The sequence below is a fragment of the Bradyrhizobium acaciae genome, assembly GCF_020889785.1.
GTDB lineage: Bacteria > Pseudomonadota > Alphaproteobacteria > Rhizobiales > Xanthobacteraceae > Bradyrhizobium > Bradyrhizobium acaciae.
Genome location: NZ_JACMYK010000080.1, coordinates 1 through 23,453, shown reverse-complemented (window position 1 = coordinate 23,453; position 23,453 = coordinate 1). Strand labels below are relative to the sequence as shown.

Annotated in this window: 19 protein-coding genes and 1 pseudogene; 11 read left to right on the top strand and 9 right to left on the bottom strand. The window is 64.4% G+C overall.

The features are described 5' to 3' along the window. Positions 1–73 precede the first annotated feature (73 nt). Entirely contained in the window at positions 74–772 is a 699-nt protein-coding gene (locus tag H8A92_RS25860) for an FMN-binding negative transcriptional regulator (RefSeq protein ID WP_229198376.1), read from the top strand. A 175-nt stretch (positions 773–947) separates the two neighbouring features. Here H8A92_RS25860 and H8A92_RS25855 read toward each other — a convergent pair whose 3' ends face one another. After that, complete coding sequence (locus tag H8A92_RS25855; protein WP_229198375.1) at positions 948–1,748, bottom strand: alpha/beta fold hydrolase; 801 nt, start codon at positions 1,746–1,748, stop codon at positions 948–950. Between the two features lie 115 nt (positions 1,749–1,863). Between H8A92_RS25855 and H8A92_RS41065 the strand changes: the two are divergent. The 5 genes and pseudogenes from H8A92_RS41065 to H8A92_RS25835 form a co-directional block, all read left to right on the top strand. Beyond that, positions 1,864–2,043 (top strand): annotated as a pseudogene (locus H8A92_RS41065) (helix-turn-helix domain-containing protein); the annotation flags it as partial. Between the two features lie 36 nt (positions 2,044–2,079). Next, positions 2,080–2,802 carry a substrate-binding domain-containing protein gene (locus H8A92_RS25850; RefSeq protein ID WP_338026625.1) on the top strand — a complete coding sequence of 241 codons (723 nt, stop codon included), beginning with the start codon at positions 2,080–2,082 and terminating at the stop codon, positions 2,800–2,802. Positions 2,803–3,260: 458 nt separating this feature from the next. Next, positions 3,261–4,064 (top strand): ROK family protein, encoded by an 804-nt coding sequence (locus H8A92_RS25845; RefSeq protein ID WP_229198373.1) that lies wholly within the window; start codon positions 3,261–3,263, stop codon positions 4,062–4,064. Between the two features lie 71 nt (positions 4,065–4,135). After that, the gene (locus H8A92_RS25840) at positions 4,136–4,396 is read left to right on the top strand and encodes a PepSY domain-containing protein (protein ID WP_229198372.1); all 261 of its coding nucleotides are present in this window, start codon (positions 4,136–4,138) and stop codon (positions 4,394–4,396) included. A gap of 184 nt (positions 4,397–4,580) precedes the next feature. Beyond that, positions 4,581–5,864, top strand: a complete 1,284-nt coding sequence (locus H8A92_RS25835) for a cystathionine gamma-synthase family protein (RefSeq protein WP_229198371.1) — start codon at positions 4,581–4,583, stop codon at positions 5,862–5,864. A 32-nt stretch (positions 5,865–5,896) separates the two neighbouring features. Here the strand turns inward: H8A92_RS25835 and H8A92_RS25830 are convergent, their stop codons facing one another. Continuing rightward, on the bottom strand, positions 5,897–6,247 hold the full coding sequence (locus H8A92_RS25830) for a zinc ribbon domain-containing protein YjdM (RefSeq protein ID WP_229198370.1): 351 nt from the start codon (positions 6,245–6,247) through the stop codon (positions 5,897–5,899). A 255-nt stretch (positions 6,248–6,502) separates the two neighbouring features. Here H8A92_RS25830 and H8A92_RS25825 point away from each other — a divergent pair, with 255 nt between their 5' ends. Continuing rightward, positions 6,503–7,699 carry a S1C family serine protease gene (locus tag H8A92_RS25825; RefSeq protein ID WP_229198369.1) on the top strand — a complete coding sequence of 399 codons (1,197 nt, stop codon included), beginning with the start codon at positions 6,503–6,505 and terminating at the stop codon, positions 7,697–7,699. A gap of 12 nt (positions 7,700–7,711) precedes the next feature. Here H8A92_RS25825 and H8A92_RS25820 read toward each other — a convergent pair whose 3' ends face one another. Continuing rightward, positions 7,712–8,707 carry an LLM class flavin-dependent oxidoreductase gene (locus tag H8A92_RS25820; RefSeq protein WP_229198368.1) on the bottom strand — a complete coding sequence of 332 codons (996 nt, stop codon included), beginning with the start codon at positions 8,705–8,707 and terminating at the stop codon, positions 7,712–7,714. Positions 8,708–9,082: 375 nt separating this feature from the next. Beyond that, the gene (locus H8A92_RS25815; protein WP_229198367.1) at positions 9,083–9,898 is read right to left on the bottom strand and encodes a hypothetical protein; all 816 of its coding nucleotides are present in this window, start codon (positions 9,896–9,898) and stop codon (positions 9,083–9,085) included. Positions 9,899–10,213: 315 nt separating this feature from the next. Between H8A92_RS25815 and H8A92_RS25810 the strand changes: the two genes are divergently transcribed. Both H8A92_RS25810 and H8A92_RS25805 read left to right on the top strand, forming a co-directional pair. Continuing rightward, on the top strand, positions 10,214–11,338 hold the full coding sequence (locus H8A92_RS25810; RefSeq protein WP_229198388.1) for a metallophosphoesterase: 1,125 nt from the start codon (positions 10,214–10,216) through the stop codon (positions 11,336–11,338). 408 nt (positions 11,339–11,746) lie between these two features. Beyond that, positions 11,747–12,019 carry a DUF2312 domain-containing protein gene (locus H8A92_RS25805; protein WP_212014213.1) on the top strand — a complete coding sequence of 91 codons (273 nt, stop codon included), beginning with the start codon at positions 11,747–11,749 and terminating at the stop codon, positions 12,017–12,019. Between the two features lie 372 nt (positions 12,020–12,391). Here the strand turns inward: H8A92_RS25805 and H8A92_RS25800 are convergent, their stop codons facing one another. Both H8A92_RS25800 and H8A92_RS25795 read right to left on the bottom strand, forming a co-directional pair. Beyond that, a complete protein-coding gene (locus tag H8A92_RS25800) occupies positions 12,392–13,252 on the bottom strand; it encodes a hypothetical protein (RefSeq protein ID WP_229198366.1) in 861 nt (286 codons plus the stop codon). Between the two features lie 360 nt (positions 13,253–13,612). Beyond that, a complete protein-coding gene (locus tag H8A92_RS25795; protein ID WP_229198365.1) occupies positions 13,613–17,392 on the bottom strand; it encodes a vitamin B12-dependent ribonucleotide reductase in 3,780 nt (1,259 codons plus the stop codon). Positions 17,393–18,222: 830 nt separating this feature from the next. On the opposite strand from H8A92_RS25795, the gene H8A92_RS25790 reads away from it, so the two are divergent. Next, entirely contained in the window at positions 18,223–19,116 is an 894-nt protein-coding gene (locus tag H8A92_RS25790; protein WP_229198364.1) for a DMT family transporter, read from the top strand. A 212-nt stretch (positions 19,117–19,328) separates the two neighbouring features. Here the strand turns inward: H8A92_RS25790 and H8A92_RS25785 are convergent, their stop codons facing one another. Then, positions 19,329–21,566: a CHASE3 domain-containing protein gene (locus H8A92_RS25785; protein WP_229198363.1), complete on the bottom strand. Its 2,238-nt coding sequence runs from the start codon at positions 21,564–21,566 to the stop codon at positions 19,329–19,331. A 19-nt stretch (positions 21,567–21,585) separates the two neighbouring features. Then, complete coding sequence (locus tag H8A92_RS25780; protein ID WP_163161691.1) at positions 21,586–21,990, bottom strand: response regulator; 405 nt, start codon at positions 21,988–21,990, stop codon at positions 21,586–21,588. Positions 21,991–22,169: 179 nt separating this feature from the next. Here H8A92_RS25780 and H8A92_RS25775 point away from each other — a divergent pair, with 179 nt between their 5' ends. Then, positions 22,170–23,066, top strand: coding sequence for a DMT family transporter (locus tag H8A92_RS25775; RefSeq protein ID WP_229198362.1), 897 nt, complete (start codon positions 22,170–22,172; stop codon positions 23,064–23,066). A gap of 80 nt (positions 23,067–23,146) precedes the next feature. On the opposite strand, the gene H8A92_RS25770 is transcribed toward H8A92_RS25775, so the two are convergent. After that, positions 23,147–23,453, bottom strand: a 307-nt coding sequence (locus H8A92_RS25770) for a BA14K family protein (protein WP_229198361.1), incomplete at its 5' end; no start/stop codon positions are given.

The following is a 23,453-nucleotide window of genomic DNA, read 5'->3' as shown; positions in this document are numbered from 1 at the left end:
ATGGCGGTGATCTCCGGCGAAAGTTGCGCTAGCCTCGCTGGGTCGTCTCCCTCCAGCTGCGAGCGCCGCCGCCATGCACATCCTCCGTCCCCAGTTTCGCATCGAGCAGGACCGCGCACTGGCCTTTGCGGCGGCGCGCGGCTTCGGCGCCATCGTCGCCGCCGATGCGCGCGGCCCGCGGGCATCGCATGTGCCGTTCGCGATCGCGCGGCGCGAGGAGCGCGTGGTCGTGCAAATCCATCTCACCGCCAGGAACCCGCTGGTCGAGCTCGCCGACGGCGTCAGGCGCTTCCTGCTGATCGTGTCCGGCGACGACGCCTATATCTCGAACGATTGGTACGTCTCACGCGATAACGTCTCGACCTGGCTGTACGAGGCGGTGCATCTGTCCGGCGTCGCCCACCTTCGCGATCACGAGGAGAACCGCGGCCATGGCGATGCGCTGCTTGCAGTCTCCGAGGCGCGACTGCCGAAGCAACCCTGGGACCTTGCACAGATGGAGCCGGGCAAGCGCGAACAGATGCTGGCGGGGATCAGGGTGATCGATATCGTCGTCGACGAGATCGAGGGCCAGTCGAAACTCAATCAGCACAAGAGCGATGCCGACTATGTCGCGCTCGTCAACCGCCTCGCACACGCGGAGGAGACGGCAAGCCACAGGCTTGCCGGGAAGATGCGCGCGCTGCGGCCAGAGCTTGAATACGAGACCGATCGCGTAGGCGGGTTAGTTAGCCAACGGGTCCGCCCGAAGGGCGGCCCGATGACAGGCTAAGCGTAACCCGCCGCTCACGTGTTGCGGACGATGGCGGATTACGCTTGCGCCAATCCGCCCTACAAGGTGCACCCGCATCGAGGTCGCAAACGTGTTGTTAAGATTCGCTGCGTGCCGATTTTTCCGATTCCGATTCGTTCTTTGCGAACAAAATGGAGTCGGATGGGGAACATAATCAGGGCGCGGCATGCAGGAAGCTCGCGACTTCCTCGTTGAATCGATCCATCTGCTCGACATTGAGGATGTGAACGCCGGGCAGCAGGGCGAGTTTTGCATTGGCGATTGCTGCGGCGATCGCCTCGCTGTGACTGGCCCGCGTGACGGTGTCGCTCTCGCCGCCGATGACGAGCGTCGGTGCCGCAATCAGCGAGATGGCGCGGCGAAGATCGACATCGCGCAGCGCGGCGTAACATCCGGCGAGGCCGCGCGGCGGGGTGGTGAGCACCATGGTGCGGAATTCGTCGACAATTTCGTTCGGCGCCGCCAGCATCGTCGCGGGAAACCAGTTGCGCATGAAGCCGTCTGCGATTGCGTCCATGTCCCTCGCTGCCAGGACGGCGCGGATCTGGTCGTCGAACGGCAGCTCGGACGCAAGATACGACGAGGTGTTCGAGAGGATCAGGCGATCGATGCGCTCGGGCGCGAAGATGCCTAGCCACTGCCCGACGAACCCGCCGAGCGACAGGCCGAGAAAGTGCGCCCGATCGATGTTGAGGATATTGAGCAGCTCGACCACATCGCGCCCCAGCCGATCCAGCGAATAGGCGCCCACGGGGGCGTCTGAACCGCCGTGACCACGGGTGTCGTACCTGAGCAGGCGAAAGGAGCGACTCAGCGCAGGCACCGAACGGTCCCACATGTGCAAATTGGTGGCGATCGAGTTCGAGAGCACAAGCACCGGCCGGTCATCGGGGCCGTCGAAACGGTACCTAATCCGGCAGCTGTCCCCGGTCGTGAAGTGCTGATCGCCGCTCATCTCGTCAATCCCTTCTGCTGGTGGAAGCCGCCGGCTTCGCATTGCGCCAGGCTAGGACTCGCCCTCCGGAAGAGAAATTACTAAGATCAATCAGTCTCTGTAGGTTCTATGAACAATGGATCATATCAAGCTCCACGATCTGCGCTGCTTCGACGCGGTCGCGACGAAGCGAAGCTTTCAGGCCGCCGGCACTGCTCTGAACCGGTCGCATCCGTCGGTGTTCGCTGCGGTTGCCCGGCTCGAGCAGCAGCTCGGCCTCACGCTGTTCGATCGCAGCGGGTATCGCGTTGAGCTGACGGACGCGGGGTGGACTTTTCACGCACGGGCGCAGGTGACGCTGCGCGAGTTCGATCTCTTGCAAACCTATGCCGATCAGCTGGCCAGCGGAGAGGAGGTCGTCCTGCGTGTCGTCATCGGCGACCTGTGCCCGCGGCCGCCGGTTTTGCAAATGCTCTCGGGGTTCTTTGCCAAATATCCCAGGACACGCCTGCATCTGGAATATGAGGCTGTTGGGGGACCGCTCGAGCGCTTGACCGAGGGAGACGCCGACCTGGTGTTTCATCGCGCGGACCCGTCGGATCCGCGCGTCGAGCAGATCAAGCTCTCAACCGCGGTGATGGTGCCGGTTGTCGCTCCCGGGTTTCTGCCGTTTGTACGGACGAAGAAAGTCACGCCGGAGCAGATGCGCCCGTTCACGCAATGCGTGATCCGCGACACGGCGCGGCAATCGTCGCCGGAAAGCTTCTTCCTGATCGAGGGGGCCCATCAATGTACCGTGCCGGACCAGGTGATGAAGAAGGAGCTGATCCTGCATCGGCTCGCCTGGGGCCATCTGCCGTCGTGGCTGATTGCGGATGAACTCCGGGACGGCCGGCTGATCAGCATTGCCGGACCGAATTTTCCGGGCCGCGAGGAGAATCTGTCGGCAATCCGCCATCGCGGACATTCGCACGGACCGGTCGCAGAAGCGCTTTGGCTTCACCTCCAGGGCTGGCGGCTTGCCTCGCGCGCAGGGCGGGGTAATCAACCTGTCCGCGCAAAGCGCGGACGATGACACGCGCCGTGTGACTACGTCGCGGAAACGTCGCGGAGAGTTGGCGGATCATGCTTGCGCTGATCCGCCTACAAAGTACGTCGCCACCAAAGCGATGGAACGTGTTGTAAAGAATCGCTTCGCGCGGATTTTTCGATTCCGATTCGTTCCCCGCGAACAAACTGGAGTCGGATCGGGAACGTGGCTGTGGTGCAGCTGATCGCTCGATCAATGACGTAACTGAACGCAGTGCGCGTGAAGTACCGCGCGATATTCCGCGCCGAGAGCAATAATCCCATCTCGGTACAACATCGGCCGTTTCGGTGCGGTCGATGTGCACGCCTTGTTAAGGCTTGAGCTGCGCTGATTTTCTCGACTCCGATTCGTTCTTCGTGAACAAAATGGAGTCGGATGCAGAACGGGCTGTGGCGCGCGATGCGTTTCTCTGCTCCACTCGATGCGCAGGAGAGAGCGGATCGATGGCCAGGAAAACCAGCGGGACAGCAGCCAGGACAACAACCAGGAAAGCTGCAAGACCTGCGTCGCGCCGGATCGTGCTTGCTATCGACATCGGCGGCACGCATGTGAAGGTCATGACCGACAAGGACCGCATCAAGCGCGAATTCGAGTCTGGTCCAGGTCTGTCCGCGACCGAGATGGTGCGACAGGTCAACGCGCTGACCAGGGACTGGTCCTATGATGTGATCTCGATCGGCTATCCCGGACCTGTCGTTCACAACCGTCCGCTGACGGAGCCGCATAACCTTGGCCGCGGCTGGGCCGGCTTCGATTTTCACAGCGCGTTCGGCCGGCCGGTCAAGGTCGTCAACGATGCGTTGATGCAGGCGATCGGCAGCTATCAGGGCGGGCGGATGCTGTTTCTCGGCCTTGGCACCGGGCTCGGCTCCGCGATGATCGTGGAGGGCGTCTTCGAACCGATGGAGCTCGGCCATTTGCCATACCGCAGCGGTGAGACCTTCGAGGACTATGTCGGCGCCGCGGGCCTCGAGCGCCGCGGCCTGAAGAAATGGCGCAAGGGCGTCGACGACGTCATCGCGCGGCTGTCTGCCGCGCTTGAGCCCGACTACGTCGTGCTCGGCGGCGGCAACGCCGACAAGGTCGATAATCCGCCACCAAACGTGCGGTTCGGCGACAACGCCAACGCGTTCGAGGGCGGCTTCCGGATGTGGAAGAAAGGATCGCGTCACGCGAGCGCGCGTCATGAAATCGCAACTGCCACCAAATTGCCGCGACTGCCGAAGTTTCGTGCTGTTCCGTCGTAGCTGTTCCTGGAACTGATCGCCTGCGCCGCTCGTTTCATCCGGCATAACATCCGTTCCATGAGGAGTGACCGATGCGAAGCTTCATTATTCCCGCCATCGCGGCCCTGGCCATTGGCGCTGCGACGCCTGCGATGGCCTATGATTCCGGCAACCAGATCTCGATGGAGGCAGCCCTCGACGTCGCAACCAATCTCGGCATCGTGACGGTGTCCAACACCCAGTTCCTCGGTGACGAGTGGGAGGTCGAGGGACGTGACCGGCTCGGCCGCTGGATGCAGGTCGATGTCGACGCGCGAACCGGTGAGGTGCGCAATGTGGATCGCGGCTGGTAGCTGCGTCTTCACCGCCGCGTGAGATTTGATGTACGGCCGGCGGCGCAGGGCGCACGCCGGCCGTAAATTATCCAGAACTGCCCGATGCCGTGCTTTGGCAGAATGGCACAAAGCTGGGGTATGCTCGGTTTCATCATTCCGGGAATCGCCGCCAACGCGGCGGGCCTGCGAAAGGAGACCGGCCATGACAAAACCGTTTCCATCCAAGACCCACATCGGCAACCATCTGCTGCATCCGGAAACCCAGATGCTGAACTACGGCTACGATCCGCAGCTGTCGGAGGGCGCGGTCAAGCCGCCGGTGTTCCTGACCTCGACCTTCGTGTTCCGCACCGCCGAGGACGGCAAGGACTTTTTCGATTTCGTCGCGGGCCGCCGCGAGCCTCCGGAAGGCATGGGGGCGGGGTTGGTCTATTCGCGCTTCAATCATCCGAACAGCGAGATCGTCGAGGACCGGCTTGCGATCTATGAGCGCACCGAGAGCTGCGCGCTGTTCTCGTCCGGCATGTCGGCGATCTCGACCACGGTGTTCGCGTTCGCGCGGCCCGGCGACGTGATCCTGCATTCGCAGCCGCTCTACGGCGGGACGGAGACGCTGTTCACCAGGACGCTGGCGGCGTTTTCGATTCAGGCGGTGGGCTTTGCCGACGGCCTCGACGAGCGCGTCGTCAAGGCCGCCGCCGACGAGGCGATGCAGAAGGGCCGCGTCGCGATGATCTTCATCGAGACGCCGGCCAATCCGACCAACGGCCTGGTCGATATCGCGCTGACAAGACGCATCGCCGACATGATCGGCAAGGTGCAGGGCTTCACCCCGATCATCGCCTGTGACAACACGCTGCTCGGGCCGGTGTTTCAACGCCCGATCGAGCACGGCGCCGATCTGTCGCTGTACTCGCTGACCAAATATGTCGGCGGTCATTCCGACCTGATCGCGGGCGCGGCACTCGGCTCGAAGAAGCTGATGAAGGACGTCAAGGCGCTGCGCGGCGCGATCGGCACCCAGCTCGATCCGCATTCCTGCTGGATGATCAGCCGTTCGCTGGAAACGCTCAGCCTGCGCATGGAAAAGGCCGACCGCAATGCGCGGATCGTCGCCGACTACCTGCGCGACCATCCCAAGGTGGCGCAGGTGCATTATCTCGGCCATCACGACGCGGCATCGCCGGCGGGGCGCGTGTTCGCAAGCCAGAGCAGCGGCGCCGGCTCGACCTTCTCGTTCGACATCGTCGGCGGGCAGGAGGCCGCGGAGAAATTCCTCAACTCACTGCAAATCTTCAAGCTCGCGGTGAGCCTGGGCGGCACCGAATCGCTCGCGAGCCTGCCGGCGACGATGACGCATTCCGGCGTGCCCGCCGAGATCAGGAAGAAGATCGGCGTGCTCGATACGACGATCCGGCTCTCGATCGGCATCGAGCATCCGTCCGATTTGGTCGCCGACATCGCGCAGGCGTTGAGCCGGGTGTGAGCGTGCTAGCCAGCGGGTCCGCGCTCGGATCGCTACGCCTTCTTCACGAACTCCGACTTCAGGTTCATGGCGCCGATGCCGTCGATCTTGCAGGCGATGTTGTGGCCGTCGCTACCTTCGGTGAGGCGGATGTTCCTGACCTTGGTGCCGCCCTTGACGACCGATGACGAGCCCTTGACCTTGAGGTCCTTGATCACGATGACGCTGTCGCCGTCCGTCAGCGGGTTGCCATGCGCATCACGCACGCCCGCGTCCTGCGCGGCATCGGCAGCGGTGGCCGACTCCGCACTCCATTCATGGGCGCATTCCGGGCAGACCCAGAGGGCGCCGTCCTGGTAGGCATGCTCGGAATTGCATTTCGGGCAGTTCATGGCCGCGTCCATTGGTCGAGATCGTCTCCGTGATGACGGGGCGCACCCTAGGGGCGCATGCGGGCAAAGCAAGGGAAAATCCGCCGATTTGTCGCGCAAAATGCGCAAGGCCGGCGCGTGTCCTGCCCAATGCGAACGCGCGGGAACGGTCCACCCTTCTATCCGTTGCCGTGTGCAGGTCGGAGTTGCAGCCCTGTGCGGCAGGGAGCGGCGCACCGATCATGCGCCTCAGCCGGCACCGGCTGATTCAAAACATGGACACGGCAGATGATTCACGGACACTCGGCTTTCGCCGGCCTTCGCACATCGGTTGCGGGCACAGCCTTCGCGTCAGCATTGCTGGTGATCGCTGGCGTCGCCCACGCACAGAAGGTGAATTCGCCCGCGGATCGCGGCAATGCCGGTCCCGGCGGCTTCGCCGACCTTGCGGAGAAGGTCGGGCCGGCGGTGATTGCTGTCAGCGCCAGGGTGGTCGGGGCGGATGACGACGATTCACCTGGTCAGTCGCCCGGCCAGTCCGTTGCGCCGGACGAATCGCCCGATCAGGACGCACCGGGGCTGACTGTTCCAGGCCCCGGCAGGCGCGATCCGGGCAACATGCCGAAATCAGGCGTGGTGACCTCGATCGGTTCGGGCTTCTTCGTCTCCGCGGACGGTTATGCGGTGACGAGCAATCACCTGCTCGGCGGCAGCGACAGCGCCGATATCCGCACCAGTGACAACAAGGTCTACAAGGCGAAAGTCCTGGGCAAGGATCAGGTCAGCGATCTGGCGCTGCTCAAGGTCGATGGGCGGAGCGACTTCGCCTTTGTCAAACTCGCGGATCAGCCGCCGCGCGCCGGCGACTGGGTGCTCGCGGTAGGCAATTCATTCGGGCTCGGCAACACCGTCAATGCGGGCATCGTCTCGGCGCGTGCGCGCGACCTGGAGACGGGGCCTTCGGAAGACTTCGTTCAGATCGATGCCCGGATCAACCGCGGCGATTCCGGCGGACCGAGCTTCAACGCGCATGGCGAGGTAATCGGTGTCAACAGCATGATCGTTTCGCCCGGAGGCGGCTCGGTCGGTGTCGCGTTTGCGATCCCCGCCGATACGGTGAAGACAGTGATCCCGCAGCTGAAGGAGAAGGGCGCGGTCACCCGCGGATGGATCGGAGCCGAGGTTCAATCGATCACGCCCGACATTGCCGAGACCCTGGGCGCGAACAGCCTGCGCGGCGCAGTGGTGGTCGGCGTTCAGAACGGCGGCCCGGCAGCGAAGGCCGGGTTGCGGCGCGGCGACGCGATCACCTCGGTCAATGACGAGCCGATCAAGAGCGCGAACGAGCTGACCAGGAAGGTCCACGCGGCGGCACCGGGCAGTTCGGTCAAGCTATCGATGGTGCGCGACAAGGCGCCGAATTCGTTGAACGTGACGCTGGGCCAGCTCGCGCAGTCGCACACGCCCGCCGGTCTCCCGAAGTGATCTCGCTGCGGGTTACGATTGCGGCGTGATCCCGCCGGCTTTCGCGATCAATTCGAACGAGCGCAGCCGCTTCTGGTGATCGTAGACGTCGGATACGATCATCAGCTCGTCGGCGCCGGTCTCGGCGACCAACGCATCGATGCCGGCGCGCACGGTCGCGGGCGAGCCGATGATGGAGCGCTCCAGCATCCGCATCGCCTGGACCTTCTCCTGTGGCGACCAGTAGGTTTCGATATCGTCGATCGGCGGCTGGCTGAGCCCGCGCGCGCCGCGGAAGATGTTGGTGAACGACATCTGCTGCGTGGTCGCGAGCCGCCGCGCTTCGTCGTCGGTGTCGGCGGCGATGATGTTGACGCCGACCATGGTGTAGGGACGTTCGAGCTGCTCCGACGGCTTGAAGCGCGCGCGATAGATCTGCAGGGCCTGGTTCAAGAGCTCGGGGGCGAAGTGCGAGGCGAAGGCGTAGGGCAGGCCGAGCTCGCCGGCCAGCATCGCGCCGAAATTGCTCGATCCGAGAATCCACAGCGGCACGTCGGTGCCCGCGGCCGGCACCGCCTGGATGCGCTGGTTCGGACCGGCGGCGGCGAGGAAGGCCTGCACCTCGAGCACGTCCTGCGGAAAATTCTCGGCGGATTCGGGCGTGCGGCGCAACGCGCGCAAGGTGAGCTGATCGGTGCCCGGCGCGCGGCCGAGGCCGAGGTCGATCCGATCCGGAAACAGCCGCGCCAGCGTGCCGAACTGCTCGGCGATCACGTAGGGCGCGTGGTTCGGCAGCATGATGCCGCCGGCACCGACGCGGATGGTCTTGGTGCCCGCCGCGATATGCCCGATCACGACCGACGTCGCGGCGCTGGCGATGCCCGCCATGTTGTGGTGCTCCGCCACCCAGATGCGGCGATAGCCCAGCGCCTCGGCATGCACGGCGACGTCGCGCGCGTTGTAGAGCGCGCCGCGCGCATCGGTCTCTTCGGTGACGCGGACGAGATCGAGAATGGAGAGGGCGGCCACGGGAGCTCCGGAGCGTTAGGGACGGGAGCCGGTGGTATTTGGCTGTGTCCAGGTGGGTGCGAAACGGCGGGCGGCCGGTTCATGCAGATGCATATGGATACGGCGGCCGTGTGGGTCAATCCGCCGCCCGCGGGAACGCGCCGAACCGATGAAGCAGGGCTGCGAGTCCGAAAATATCGAAAACAACCCCATGCAAAGGAGCCGGGCGCTGCTGAGACCCGGAAAAAGCGACTTGACGCGTCGGGCAACTCAGCGGTATTTTTCCATTATTCCGAAATTGTGAAACCGCGCGCCGCTACGCGATAGCAGAGATAGGGCGGGTTAGCGAAGCGTAACCCGCCGATCCGGACGAGGAACGGCGGATTACGCCTTTGGCTAATCCGCCCTACGGTTCGAGAACCGTCGCGTCAGGCCCCAGACCACCGCTGCCGTGGCTGCCGTTGCGAGCAGATGCTTCAGGGTGTGTCCGCTGACGAAGCCGAGCGTGTTGGCGATCTGATGGTCGAGCACCTCACTGGCCTTGGCCACGACGTACAGCCCCATCGCGGCGGCAAACGCGACGCGGTCGGTGCGCGGGGCGCGATAGATCGACTGCCAGAGCGGGATCAGGATCAGCGGCAGCACCTGTAGCAACAGATACGGCCGCAGGTCGCCCGCACCGTGCCGGTCGGTAAAAACCCACCACGCGACGCCGGCTGCGGCGAATAGCGCAAGGGCGATCGCTTCGATGTTGGTCTTCGATCCCGGCTGGGTGTCGCCGCGGACGCCGACCAGCAAGCCCGCGCCGGCCAGCGCGATCGGCAGCATGTCCCAGGTCAGACGGCCATTGCCGGGGGCGAGGTGAAAGGTGGCGGACCCGAACGCGGTCAGGAACAGGCCGATCAGGAACATGCGATAGCCGGGCCATCCGGCGCGGAGTTGATCGCTGTTGCGCCGGGGGCGGAGGGTGAGCCAGCCCCAGATCGCGACCAGCGCGAAGCCGGTGTTGGACAGGACGTCGGCGGCGTGGGGAATGCCTGACAGCGCCGAGTGGTCGGCGAAATCGTTGTAGTTGGCCGGCTGCGCGATGCGCCCGTGCACCGCGAACGCCGCAATGATGCCGATCGTGATGACCGCCGGGGTGTACTTCATCCACGGTTTCACGGGTCGACCGGACCCGGTCGATCCGTCCATCCGGAAGGTCGTCTGCATCGCCGGCTCCAATGAAAATGAACAATGTTCAATAATAGATCAAGAAAATGAGCAATGTTCAAGTTCTATTTCGGAGAGGTGCGGCTGAGGGGAAGGGTGCCTGTCGACCGCCACCAAGGCCTCAACGCGGCCTTCAGCCTTGCCGGGGCGATGTTGCGGCGGCGTCCACAGCAGCTACGCGCGCGCAGGGCGTCTCAGCGAAGCGCGACTTGCCGAAAATGTGCGGATGCAAGCGGCTTACGCCTGCGACCGAACCACCCTACCTTCGCTGGGCGCCGACCGCGCAGCCCCACCGATCCGATCCGGAGCGAACCCATTCCCCAACTCATCTTCGGCCTGACCAGCCTCCTGATCCTGGCTCGCTTCATCTGGCCGCTCGACTGGCCGCTCCCGGCAAAGATCGTCGCAGCGCTGCTCGTGCTGGTCGCCTTGCAGTTTCACCGCTGGAACAGGCTGTCGTCGGGATCGGTATTCTCGCCGGAGTTTCCGCGGCCGGTGGTGGCGCTGTTCAACTGGGCGTTCGGTGCGGTCATGCTGCTGGCGCTGCTGCAATTGGCGCTCGATGCCGGGCTGATTGTCGCCGCGGTGATCCATGGCGGCTTCGTCGGCGTGCCCGACGGCGTCCGCTACGCCATGGCCGCGCTGGCCGCCGCAGCCGCCGCGATCGGCGTCCATCAGGCGATGCGCATTCCGCCGCTGAACGATGTCGAAGTCGCCATCCGCGGACTGCCGCGCGCGTTCGACGGCTACACCATCCTGCACCTGACCGATCTGCACATCAGCCGGCTGTTTCCGGCGTCATGGGCACGCGAGGTCGTCGCGCGTTCGAACAAGCTCGCTGTGGACCTGATCGCGATCACCGGCGACCTGATCGACGGCACCATTGATGCGCGGCGCAACGACATCGCGCCGTTGGGCGACCTGATGGCCGCCGACGGCGTCTACGTGATCTCGGGCAATCACGAATATATCTTCGGCTATGACGCCTGGATGGCGCATTACGAAACGCTCGGCCTGCGCTCGCTCGAAAACAGCCGCATCGCGCTCGAGCGCGGCGGCGGCCGCCTGGTGATCGCGGGCATTACCGACCGCGCGTCGCGCCGCAGGAAGCATCCGGTCCGCGACCTTGCCGCGGTTCTCGACGGCGTCCCCAAGGACGCGCCCGTCATCCTGCTCGATCACCAGCCAAGCGACGCCCGCAACTCCGCTGCGCACGGCGTCGCCCTGCAACTCTCCGGGCACACCCATGGCGGATTGATCATCGGCATCGACCGCCTGGCCGCGCCCGCCAATGCCGGCTTCGTCTCCGGCCGCTACGACGTCGACGGCATGACGCTCTACGTCAACAACGGCACCGCGCTATGGCCGGGTTTTGCCCTGCGGCTCGGCCGGCCGTCCGAGCTGACGCGGATCACGTTGCGCGTGGCGGGTGATGCCTGAGTGATCTGTTTCGGATGCGATGATGCCTGCGAGTCGTCACAACCTTCGCTGTGTGGTGCGATGCTCGCTGGGATAACGGATCGGCCTGACTCACCTGTCAAACAGCAACGTCGGTGTCATCGCCCGGCTCGATGTGCGGGCGATGACATCGGAGTGAATCCACAACTCTTCCCCCGCGTCGTCCCGGCGCAGGCCGGGACCCATACGCCGCGGCGGATGTTGCTGAAGGGACTCGTCGTTCCGGCGTTACGTAACAGGCAGCATCGGTGGCTATGGGTCCCGGCCTGCGCCGGGACGACGATGAGGATGGATCGCAATTTATGAACACGCCCGCACCAATCGCGCGTGGTTAAGACATTGGTCATCTCTTTGCTCTCATTTTCACGACCTCATTCAGCAGGAGGCACCATGTCCGACATCACCATTCCCGGCGGAAAAATTCGTTCTTTCGTCGAGCGGATCGAGAACCTTGACACTGAAATCGGGGAACTGAGCGAGCAGAAGAAGGAAGTCTTCTCGGAAGCCAAGGGCGAAGGCTTCGACGTGAAGATCCTCAAGGAGATCATCAAGCTGCGCAAGCAGGACCAGGACGAGCGCGACGAGCGCGAAAGCCTGCTCGATCTCTACATGCGCGCGATGGAGACAGCGCCGGCGGAAGGCAAGACCGCGAAAGCGGCGTGAGGTTTGCGGTGGCGCGGCGAGCGCTTCGATAAGCGGGCAACGAGTAGGGCGGGTTAGCGAAGCGTAACCCGCCACGACTGCTGCTAGTGAAGCGGCGGATTACGCCTACGGCTAATCCACCCTACGCTTGCTGCTGGGTCAAAAAGAAAAGGGCGGCCGTTAGGCCGCCCTTGCGGCGACGACCATAAAAGGTCTTCTATTGCGGCTCCAAGTCACTGAAGAGACTGACGCGCGTTGTTAGATGTAGCGTCCAAACCTCAGAGCGCTGACGATAAAGCGCCAGCTACTTTTCAGTGATTATTAGCTCAGTAACAGGGCGCAATGAACTCGCGGACGCGGTTCAGAGTGACGGAGCGGCCAGCCCCCACGAGTCTATAGAGACGGCGCTGTCCACTTGGCGTAGGGCAGCTCGGAATCCCCGCTATCGGTGAGGCCAAACCCCACCACCACTTCGCGAGAAGCGAGAGTGAATACGTGCATCTTTGGGCCATTCATGCCCACGGAGCGGAAGTACCTGGATTTGTCCAATACCGAGGGAACGCGTTCGGCTGTGCAGCCGTGCAGCGGGAAGTGTCGATCCAGCACGTCCATGACATCGAAAATATCGCGCGGCTTCTTCGACAAGACCTCGTCGATGTCCGTCACGAACTCTTCCAATTTAGCCGCGCAATCGGGTTCCTGCTCGCGCACCGGGAGGCTCCCGACGGAGAGCCTGGTTTCCAGAGCTCTTGCCACGCCTAAATTGTCGTATTGGCAGGCAACCGGGTCGAAGTTGTACACGACCGTATAATCGTTCCCAGAAATCACTGCCGTACAGAAGCCCCGCGCCTCCGCGCCGGCCTTCGCGTTGAAGCAGAGGGCAGGAGACACTGACCCTTCGCCGCTCAATGTATAGTTTGTGTGGACTGCTGCGCCCGCGGCGTCGTCGGCATTCAAGGGGACGCCGCGGGCTGCCTTTGAGCGAAATTCCTCTGCCGTACGCAGTCCAGGATAGTCAACAAACCCCCCGTCGTTGAGGTGAGGCCTGATCGACGTGGCGCATTTCGCCGGCAATTCGGATGGGGGCTGGGCGAATTGGAAGCGCGGTCCGATTCCATTCGCCTTGTCCAGGTGGCCCGGCGTCATCACCTGAAGGGGTGACGTTGCGACGATTTTGCGCTCCGCGGGATACGCTGGCGGCGCGAACGCAGAGAAGGCAAGAAACAGCACGACTGCCGTTGTACCGGTACGCATGAATCCTCTGCTCGTTCTTACAGCATGATCGAGGTTAGCAATCCTTTAGCACACAATGAAGAGCTGCTGATCTACGACGTGAAGACCGGGAAAAGAGCGTGACACACTGCCAAAATGAAAACCCCGCCGTCTCGGGCGGGGTTTTTTTTCCTCTACAAAAGTAGAGGGCGTTTTATTAGGGGGCGTTTTATGCTCGTCGCCGCACCCGGTTGAATCAAAATGGCTCGCTGCTGATTGTTCGCGGCGAGCCATTTTTTTGTTTTCTACTTACCCCCTACGAAAGTCGGGGACGTACTATTAGGGGACGTACTATGGTCGGCGCCGCAGTGATTTCGGTGGTCGTGTGCCTAGCAATACGCCTCACGAACACCCCGTCGTGCTGCCGCAAGTATCGCACTTCATGCAGGTGCCATTCCGCACCAGCGTGAAGTTGCCGCACTCCGAGCACATCTCGCCTTCGTAGCCTTTGGCCTTGGCTTCGGCGCGACGCTCCGCCTTGGACGGGGCGGCGGCTGCGGCTGACCCGGGCTTGCTCCAGGTCTGCAGGGCCTCGAGCTTCTCGGTGGGCGAGAGGTCGTGGCTGACTTCCTGCTTCAGGGCGACGGCGCCTTCGATGGTGTCGGAGACGCCGCGGGCGGTTGCGCCATGGGGGCTAAGCGCCGTGACGCGGTTGCCGCCGGCGGGGGCGTTGTCGGCGTTGCCGCTCACCGCCGCCGAGCCGCCGCGCATGACGACGAGGTTGTCGGTGCGCGACCGGGTCAGGCCCTTCGACAAATACTTGGTGGCCTGGTGCTGGGCGGGCGCCTCATCCGGCTCCTTGCCTTCCTCGACGCCCTTGCCGAGCGCGTCGAAGCCGCTTTCGTTCGGATCGACATGGGCGAGATCGAACCGCGACATGTAGCTCACCGCGAGCTCGCGGAAGACATAGTCGAGGATCGAGGTCGCATACTTGATGGAGTCGTTGCCCTGCACCGGGCCCGCGGGCTCGAAGCGGGTGAAGGTGAAGGCGTCGACATACTCTTCCAGCGGCACGCCGTATTGCAGGCCGAGCGACACTGCGATCGCAAAATTGTTGATGAAGGAGCGAAGCGCTGCGCCTTCCTTGTGCATGTCGATGAAGATCTCGCCGAGCCGGCCGTCATCATATTCGCCGGTGCGCAGGTAGACCTTGTGGCCGCCGACGACCGCCTTCTGGGTGTAGCCCTTGCGTCGGTCCGGCATCTTCTCGCGCTCGCGCATCACGACGATGCGCTCGACCAGCTTCTCGACGATCTTCTCCGAGACCTGGGCGGCACGCGCCGCCATCGGCTTCTCGTAGAGCGCTTCCACTGCATCGTCCTCGTCCTCATCGTCGGAGATGAGCTGCGAGTTCAGCGGCTGCGACAGCTTCGAGCCGTCGCGATACAGCGCGTTGGCCTTCAGCGCCAGCTTCCACGACAACAGGTAGGCGGACTTGCAGTCCTCCACCGTGGCGTCGTTCGGCATGTTGATGGTCTTGGAGATCGCGCCCGAGATGAACGGCTGCGACGCCGCCATCATCCGGATGTGGCTCTCGACCGAGAGATAACGCTTGCCGATCTTGCCGCAGGGGTTGGCGCAGTCGAACACCGGGTAGTGCTCGGCCTTGAGGTGCGGGGCACCTTCCACCGTCATCGCGCCGCAGATGTGCACGTTGGCGGCCTCGATCTCGCGCTTGGTGAAGCCTATGGCCTGGAGCAGGTCGAAGCCGGGGGCTGCGATCGCTTCGGCGCCGATGCCGAGCTGGTCGCGGATGAAGTCCTCACCGAACGTCCACTTGTTGAAGGCGAACTTGATGTCGAACGCGGTCGGCAGCGCCTTTTCGACCTTGGCGATGGCTTCGTCGGTGAAGCCCTTGGCCTTTAGCGTCGAGGCGTTGATCCCGGGCGCATTCGACAGCGAGCCGTGGCCGACGGCGTAGGCCTCGATCTCCGCGATCTCGCTCTCGCGATAGCCAAGCGCGCGCAAGGCTGCCGGCACCGCCTGGTTGATGATCTTGAAGTAGCCGCCGCCGGCGAGCTTCTTGAACTTCACCAGCGCGAAATCAGGCTCGATGCCGGTGGTGTCGCAATCCATCACGAGGCCAATGGTGCCGGTCGGCGCCACGACCGTCACTTGCGCGTTGCGATAGCCGTTGACCTCGCCGAGCGCCAGCGCGTCGTCCCATGCCAGCTTGGCGTGCGCGACGATGTCGGCCTGCGGGCAGGAGGCGTGATCGAGCGGCACCGGGTTGACCGAGAGCGCCTCGTAACCGGTGGCGTTGCCATGAGCGGCGCGGCGGTGGTTGCGGATCACGCGCAGCATGTGGGCCGCGTTCTTCTTGTAGCCCGGGAAGGTGCCGAGTTCGGCGGCCATCTCCGCCGAGGTCTTGTAGGAGATGCCGGTCATGACGGCGGTCAGCGCGCCGCACAGCGAGCGGCCTTCCTTCGAGTCATAGGGCAGGCCCATGGTCATGAGCAGGCCGCCGATATTTGCAAAACCGAGGCCGAGGGTGCGGAACTCGTAGGACAGCTCGGCGATCGCCTTCGACGGGAACTGGGCCATCATCACGGAGATTTCGAGCACGATGGTCCAGAGCCGGCAGAGATGCTCGTAGGACTCGATGTCGAACCGCTTGGTGGTCGTGCTGTAGAACGTCAGCAGATTGGCCGAGGCGAGGTTGCACGCCGTGTCGTCCAGGAACATGTATTCCGAGCACGGATTGGAGGCGCGGATGTCGCCCGACGACTTGCAGGTGTGCCAGTCGTTCATCGTGGTGTTGAAGTGCAGGCCGGGATCGGCGGAGGCCCAGGCGGCGTAACCGATCTTCTCCCAGAGGTCGCGCGCCTTCAGGGTCTTCGTCACCTTCTTCGTGGTGCGGCCGACCAGATTCCAGTCACCGTCGGTTTCCACCGCGCGGAGAAAGTCGTCCTTCAGCGACACCGAGTTGTTGGAGTTCTGGCCGGAGACGGTGAGGTAGGCTTCCGAATCCCAATCGGTGTCGTAGATGTCGAACGAGATCTCCTTGTAGCCCTGCTTGGCGAACTGGATGACGCGCTTGATGTAGTTGTCGGGCACCAGGTTGCGGCGGGCGAGCTTGATCTCGCGGCGCAGCGCCGGGTTCTTCTCGGGATCGAAGCAGTCGTCGCCAGAACCTTCGCAGTTGACGCAGGCCTTCATCACGGCCTTGAGGTGCTTCTGGTTGATCTTGGAGCCGGTGACGAGAGCCGCGACCTTCTGCTCCTCCTTCACCTTCCAGTCGATATAGGTCTCGATGTCAGGATGGTCGGCATCGACCACGACCATCTTGGCCGCACGACGCGTGGTGCCGCCCGACTTGATCGCGCCCGCAGCACGGTCGCCGATCTTGAGGAAGCTCATCAGGCCGGACGAGCGGCCGCCGCCGGACAGCTTTTCGCCTTCGCCGCGCAGGCTCGAGAAGTTGGAGCCGGTGCCGGAGCCATACTTGAACAGGCGCGCTTCACGCACCCAGAGGTCCATGATGCCGCCCTCGTTGACGAGGTCGTCGCCGACGCCCTGGATGAAGCAGGCATGCGGCTGCGGATGCTCATAGGCCGACTTCGACTTGGTCAGTTTGCCGGTCTTCCAGTCGACGTAATAGTGGCCCTGGCCGGGACCATCGACGCCGTAGGCCCAGTGCAGGCCGGTGTTGAACCACTGCGGCGAGTTCGGCGCGACCATCTGTTTCGCCAGCTGGAAGCGCAGCTCGTCGAAGAAGGCGAGCGCGTCTTCTTCCGTGGAGAAGTAGCCGCCCTTCCAGCCCCAATAGGTCCAGCAGCCGGCGAGGCGATCGAACACCTGTTTTGCGCTGGTCTCACCGACGATGCGCTCGTTCTCGGGGAGGCTCGCGAGCGCCTCGGTGTCGGGCACCGAACGCCACAGCCACGACGGCACGGTCTCTTCCTCGACCTTCTTCAGGCGCGCGGCGACGCCGGCCTTGCGGAAATACTTCTGCGCCAGCACGTCGGAGGCGACCTGCGACCAGAACTCCGGAACCTCGACGTTCTCGGCACGGAACACGACCGAGCCGTCCGGATTGCGGATCTCTGAGGTGGTCAGGCGGAAATTGATCCCGGCATAGGGAGATTGTCCGCTGGTGGTGTTGCGTCGTTCGATTCGCATGGTCGAGCCCCGTCACTTCTTCTGCCCGGTCCCACGTTTCTCGCAGGTTGCCGGAATGTTATCTGTTCGCGGACTTGGGGACACGTGTGGGCACGCCTCCCGTCATCCGCAGCTCAGCCGGTGGATCCGGCCTGTTCTCTCGTCCGCTCGGCGCCGTTTGGCCCGGCCCTGCGGCGGCACAATCCCTTTGGCGGTGCCCGACTGGTCGGGTCCTCCGGGTCATGCATTCAACGCCCCAAACGCTCACGCGACACGTCACGCGTACGCTCACTTGCGGGCCGGTTTCGGCCTCTGTTGCCGGGTCCTTCACGGCCCGTTCTGTCGTCCCGACCGCAGCCCAAAATCAGGGCAGACAAGCCCTTCACCCGCGGCTCGAAGGCCTGGCGGAGTGGTCATTTTGGAACCCTTGTGGGAGCGACCGGCGGGGACCCAAACACACTCGCGCCGAACAGGTTGAAAGCTAGGCCATGTCCGTTGCGCCCGTCAAGGACTAGTACGAGTTTCTGAATCAAGCACTAAATATGGTGGAGGGAGGGGGATAACAGGGGGCGGTGCCGCGCCTGTGATCGAGCCAACTATCGGTGAGTCCTCAGGGATTCCCAAGCCAAAAAAATTCGTGGCGCCTGTGGATTGGAGGTTCGCCCCGCTGTTCACAGGCGAAGTTTTTATTCGCCGTGGCGGATTGAATTTTTGGGACTCACGTAAGGCTACGGGCAAACTACGGATCAGGCATGTCAGCGGCGTGATGGTCGGGCGACAAAATCGCGGGCAAGGTGCGGCCGACTCACGTCCTTTTCACAGCCTTGCTCTTCACACCCTTGCCGGGTTCCATGACAAACCAGAAGCCTTCCGCGCGGCCGCGCCTTGCGCCCGCCGGCCTGATGTTCCTCGCCATCACCTCGGTGGGCTGGGGGTTCAACTGGCCATCCACCAAGTTCCTGCTCAGCGAGTTGCCGCCGCTGACCCTGCGCGGCGCCACCGGGGTGATCGGCGCGGTGCTGCTCGCGGCGCTGGCGCTGATCCGCGCCCAGAGCCTGCGTGTCGAGGCCCGGCTGTGGCCGCGGCTCGTGCTGTATGCGGCGCTCAACGTCACCGGCTGGATGGTGCTGATGGGGCTGGCGCTGCTCTGGCTGCCGGCCAGCGAGACCGCATTGATCGCCTACACCATGCCGGTATGGGCCTCGCTATTGGCCTGGCCGGTGCTCGGCGAGCGGCCGACGCTGCTGCGGACCATCGCATTGGTGATGGCGTTCGCGGGGCTTGCCGCGATCATGGGCGGCAACGGGATTTCCGCGAGTGAGGAGAAGCTGCCGGGAATCCTCATGGCGCTCGGCGGCGCCTTCGGCTTTGCGCTCGGCACCGTGCTGGCCAAGAAATACCCGCTGGTGATGCCGCCGATTCCGGCCGCGGCCTGGCAGATCGGCCTCGGCTGCGTGCCGATCGCGATCGTCGGCTTCCTGATCGAGACCACGCATATCGACCGGATCACCACGGTCGGCTGGTGGCTGCTGGTCTATTCGACGCTGATCCAGTTCTGCGTCGCCTATGTCGCGTGGTTCGCAGCGCTCGCGCGTTTGCCGGCGTCGGTGGCGGCGATCGGCACCATGGCGGTGCCTGTGATCGGCGTGATCGCCTCCGCACTCGCCCTGCACGAACCGCTCGGGCCGACGCAGATCACAGCCCTGCTGTTCACGCTGGCCGGCGTCGCGCTGGCGACGCGATAGCCCGCATCCTGCTCCGATTTATGCGGTGGTTAGCGTCAGATCGCGTCTAACCCCGTCATCCCCGCGCAACGGCGAAGCCGTTGTCGCTGGAGGTGCGAGCGGAGCGAGCCTCGAAGGATGAATCGGCCCGTCCGGTGGCCGTCGACCCTTCGAGACGCGCTCCGCGCTCCTCAGGGTGACGGGGCTGACGGATCATCGCGGCAATAATCACATCACTCGCCGAGTGCCTGTTGCAGCATGCTGGCGAGCTGGGCCTTGCGATAGGGCTTTGCCAGCAACAGCACGCCCTCGTCGAGGCGGCCGTGATGCACGATCGCGTTCTCGGTATAGCCCGAGGTGTAGAGCACCTTGAGGCCGGGCCGTCGCTTTCTCACTTCATCGGCGAGCTGACGGCCGTTCATGCCGCCGGGCATGATGACGTCGGTGAACAACAGGTCGAACTTCTCGCCCTTGTCGACCAGCGCCAGTGCGGCGCGGGCGTTGGGCACGGCGATGGTCTTGTAGCCGAGGCTGCCAAGCTGCGTGACGACGTAGTTGCGCACCAGCTGGTCGTCTTCCACGACCAGGATGATTTCGCTGCCGCGCCGCACCGGCTCCGGTGCCGGCGCCTCGACCTCGACCTGGCCGCGGGCAGGGGGCAGATAGAGCTTGATCGTGGTGCCGTGGCCTTCCTCGCTGTAGATCTTGATATGGCCGCCGGACTGCTTGACGAAGCCGTACACCATGCTCATGCCGAGGCCGGAGCCCTTGCCGACCTCCTTGGTGGTGAAGAACGGCTCGAACACCTTGTCCTGCACCGCGTGCGACATGCCGGTGCCGGTGTCGCTGACCGCGAGCAACACGTAGCGGCCCGGCGTGATGTCGGGATTAACAGCCGCATAGGCGTCGTCGAGCACGATGTTGCTGGTCTCGAACAGCAGCTTGCCGCCGTTCGGCATCGCGTCGCGGGCGTTGATCGCCATGTTGAGCAGCGAGTTGGCAAGCTGCGACGGATCGATGTGGACGCTGGCGACGTCGGACGCGAGCACCGAGCTGATCTCGATCTGCTCGCCGAGCGTCGGCCGCAGCAGTTTTGCGATATCGACCACGGTGCCGTTGATGTCGACGGTGCGCGGCTCCAGCGGCTGGCGACGGGCGAAGGCGAGCAGATGCTGGATCAGCTCGCGGCAACGTTCGGCGGCGCGGTCGATCAGCTCGGCGGTCTGCGCAAGCTTCGGCTGGGCGCGCAGGCTGTCGACCAGCGTCTCTGTCGTGCCGGTGATGACCGTCAGCATGTTGTTGAAGTCATGCGCGACGCCGCCGGTCAGCTTGCCGATGGCGTCGAGCTTCTGCGCCTGCTGCAGCTTGTGCTCGGTTTCGCGCGAAGCGGTGATGTCGTGATAGATCAGCGCAGCACCGGTGATGGCGTTGTCGCCATCGCGGAGCGGCCGGCCCGACACCACGAGGTGAATCTCGGGCGCGCCGCGCACCGGCCGGGCGACGAATTCCAGCCCGTCGAATTCCTCGCCGCGCAGCGCCCTGGCCGAGGGCATGTCGTCGGCCTGCATCGGCGTGACGCCGTCGGCCTGGAACACGTTGCTCATGGCGCGCAGTTGCCGGACGGTCATGCCCGGCTTGTAACGCAGCATCTTCTCCGCGGCGGGGTTCGACAGCAGCACGGTGCCGGTGGCGTCGATCACCAGCACCGCCTCCGCCATGGTGCGGAACGTGGTTTCCATCACCGAGGTGGAACGGCGGAGCTCCTCGAGCGCGGCGCCGAGATCCTTGGTGCGTTCGGCGACCTTGCCCTCGAGCGACAGATTGGTCGCCTTGGTCGCGCTGAGCGCGCCCTGCAATTCGCGGCTGGCGCGCCGGGCCGCCAGCGTCAGCGCGACCGCGAGCGCCAGGATCATCACCACCCCGGCGAGGTCGATCGCGAGCAGCAACCGGCCGTTGGTCTTCGACTGTTCGGTGCGAATCCCGAGCAGGCGGCGCTCCTCGGCGACGAGGCGGTCGAGCGCGGTGCCGACCTGGTCCGTCAGGGCGCGGCTCTCGCCCGCGGAGACCAGCGCCGCGGCGCCGGCCACGTCGCCCGCCGTGCGCAACCTGATCAGTTCGGTGCCGAGCGCAATGGCGCGCGCGACCTGTGCCCTGGTGCCGGTGATCAGCCGGGCTTCCTCCGGCGCCGACTTCACCGCACCCATCAACTCGTCGAAGGCGGCGGTGAGGGCCGTGCTCTGCTCGCGAAACTCGTCGGCAAAGGAGGCGTCGCCCGTCAGCGCGAAGCCGCGCGCCGCGCTCTCGACGCCGCGCGGCAGCGGACGCGCGTCCGAAATGCATTTGAGGATTCGGAGCGTGTGTTCGACCGAATCAATCTCGCTGCGCGACTTGACGTCCAGCCCGATCGACGCCGCGCTGATGACGAGGAGGATCGCAAGGCCACTGCCGAGGATGAGACGCTGGGAAGCCATCGACGATTAGTACGAGCAATTATTTCGAAAGACGAGCAGAAGGAGCAGACTTCGCAAGACATTCGTTAACGGCGGCGACCAGCGCCTGCGGGGTGAACGGCTTGCGCAGGCAGGCTGACGCGCCGAGCTCGATCGTCATTCGCAGGAAGTCCGGCGCCCGGTCGGAATTGGCGAAGGCATAGCCGGACATCGCGATGACGGGAATATCGGGGGCGCGCTCGTGGAAGACGCGAATCGCCTCGAAACCGCGCATATGCGGCATGAAGACGTCGACCAGCATCACGTCGAAGGTGGCTTTTTCCAGCGCGCGCATGCCCGCTTCACCGCCGTCGGCGACGGTGACATCGAAGCCCTGGCGCTGCAAACACACCTCGATGGCAACGCACACCATCGGGTCGTCATCGACCACGAGAACGCTCGGCACGATGCATCCTCTTTCTGCGGCCTTGCGTGCCGTCGACTCGCTAGGCCCGACTGCCGATTAAGGCGGAACCCGCACGGAAAGTCTGTATCATAGAATGCATATGCCGTTTGCTGACAAGCAGATTTCCGGCTAGCCCTGGCACATCACTTGTATTTGTCCGCCCACATGACGACAGGTCCATGACTGCAGTTCCCGTCGCCGGCCGCGCCCCGCTGTCACCGCTCGGCCTCGCATTTCTGGTCGTCGCCTCGACCGGCTGGGGCCTCAACTTCCCGATCATGAAATTCCTTCTCACGGAGTGGCCGCCGCTGTCGTCGCGCGGGCTCTGTGGCGTCGTCGGCGCGATGGCACTCGCTCTGGTGGCGCTCGCCCGCGGACAGACGCTGCGCGTCCCTGACGGCATGTGGTTGCGGCTTGCCTTGGTGTCGACGCTGTCGATCGGCGGCTGGGTCGCGTCCATGGGCCTGGCGCTGATCTGGCTTCGGGCCAGCGAGGCGGCGGTGCTCGGAATATCGATCCCGGTGTGGGTCGCGCTGGTGGCCTGGCCGGTGCTCGGCGAGCGCGTGTCGCTGCCGCGCGCGTTCGCGCTCGGCGTGGCGCTCGTTGGCATCGCCGCACTGATCGGCGGCGGCGGTCTCGACGCGAGCCTCGGCAAATTGCCGGGCATTCTGTTCGCGCTCGCAGGCGCGCTCTGCGTGGGACTAGGAACCGTGCTGACCAAGTTCTTCAAGCTTGCGATGCCGCCGCTGTCGCTGGCGGCCTGGCAACTTGCAATCGGCTGCGTGCCGATCGCAATTGCCGGCATCTTGATCGAGCAGCCGCAGCTTGCCGCGTTGTCGCAACTCGGCTGGGCGTCGATGGTCTACATGACGCTGATCCAGTTCTGCCTTTGCTATGTCTGCTGGTTTGCGGCGCTCGAGCGATTGCCGGCGGCGACCGCCTCGATCGGCACGCTGCTGGTGCCCGTGGTCGGCGTGCTTGCGGCGGCGGCCATGCTGCGCGAGCCGCTCAGCACCAGCGACATCGTCGCGCTGCTCGTGACCTTCGCGGCCGTCGCGGTGGCCTTGCGCACCTGAGACTTGCGCATCTGAGATTTGCGGACATGAAAAAGGGCGGCGCCGCCGCCGCCCTTCGCGATCAGGAATTCAGGCCTTGATTACGGGCAGGGATGCCGCAGGCCGTCAAAGCCGAGATAGGTGCCCGAGGCCGGATCGTAGGACCTGTAGCGCTGCGCGCAGTAGCTCGCGTCGCCACCCGGCGCGGCTTCCACGGCGACAGGCGCGCTGTCGTCATAATAGCCGTAGCTGTCGTCATAGTAACCGTATCCGGGGCCGTATCCGCCGTAATACGCGCCCGAGGCGAGGGCACCGCCGACGACTGCACCGGCAACTGCACCCGGCCAGAAGCCGCCGCCACGATGGTAGCCGCCGTGCCAGCCACCGCCGCCTCCGTGCCAACCTCCG

Excerpts from the sequence above, each read along its gene's own strand:
- H8A92_RS25830 (WP_229198370.1), bottom strand. The coding sequence starts at position 6,247 with ATGGACGCGGCCATGAACTGCCCGAAATGCAATTCCGAGCATGCCTAC.
- H8A92_RS25805 (WP_212014213.1), top strand. The coding sequence starts at position 11,747 with ATGTCCGACATCACCATTCCCGGCGGAAAAATTCGTTCTTTCGTCGAG.
- H8A92_RS25835 (WP_229198371.1), top strand. The coding sequence starts at position 4,581 with ATGACAAAACCGTTTCCATCCAAGACCCACATCGGCAACCATCTGCTG.
- H8A92_RS25775 (WP_229198362.1), top strand. The coding sequence starts at position 22,170 with ATGACTGCAGTTCCCGTCGCCGGCCGCGCCCCGCTGTCACCGCTCGGC.
- H8A92_RS25825 (WP_229198369.1), top strand. The coding sequence starts at position 6,503 with ATGATTCACGGACACTCGGCTTTCGCCGGCCTTCGCACATCGGTTGCG.
- H8A92_RS25815 (WP_229198367.1), bottom strand. The coding sequence starts at position 9,898 with ATGCAGACGACCTTCCGGATGGACGGATCGACCGGGTCCGGTCGACCC.
- H8A92_RS25795 (WP_229198365.1), bottom strand. The coding sequence starts at position 17,392 with ATGCGAATCGAACGACGCAACACCACCAGCGGACAATCTCCCTATGCC.
- H8A92_RS25845 (WP_229198373.1), top strand. The coding sequence starts at position 3,261 with ATGGCCAGGAAAACCAGCGGGACAGCAGCCAGGACAACAACCAGGAAA.
- H8A92_RS25860 (WP_229198376.1), top strand. The coding sequence starts at position 74 with ATGCACATCCTCCGTCCCCAGTTTCGCATCGAGCAGGACCGCGCACTG.
- H8A92_RS25790 (WP_229198364.1), top strand. The coding sequence starts at position 18,223 with ATGACAAACCAGAAGCCTTCCGCGCGGCCGCGCCTTGCGCCCGCCGGC.
- H8A92_RS25800 (WP_229198366.1), bottom strand. The coding sequence starts at position 13,252 with ATGCGTACCGGTACAACGGCAGTCGTGCTGTTTCTTGCCTTCTCTGCG.
- H8A92_RS25855 (WP_229198375.1), bottom strand. The coding sequence starts at position 1,748 with ATGAGCGGCGATCAGCACTTCACGACCGGGGACAGCTGCCGGATTAGG.
- H8A92_RS25785 (WP_229198363.1), bottom strand. The coding sequence starts at position 21,566 with ATGGCTTCCCAGCGTCTCATCCTCGGCAGTGGCCTTGCGATCCTCCTC.
- H8A92_RS25840 (WP_229198372.1), top strand. The coding sequence starts at position 4,136 with ATGCGAAGCTTCATTATTCCCGCCATCGCGGCCCTGGCCATTGGCGCT.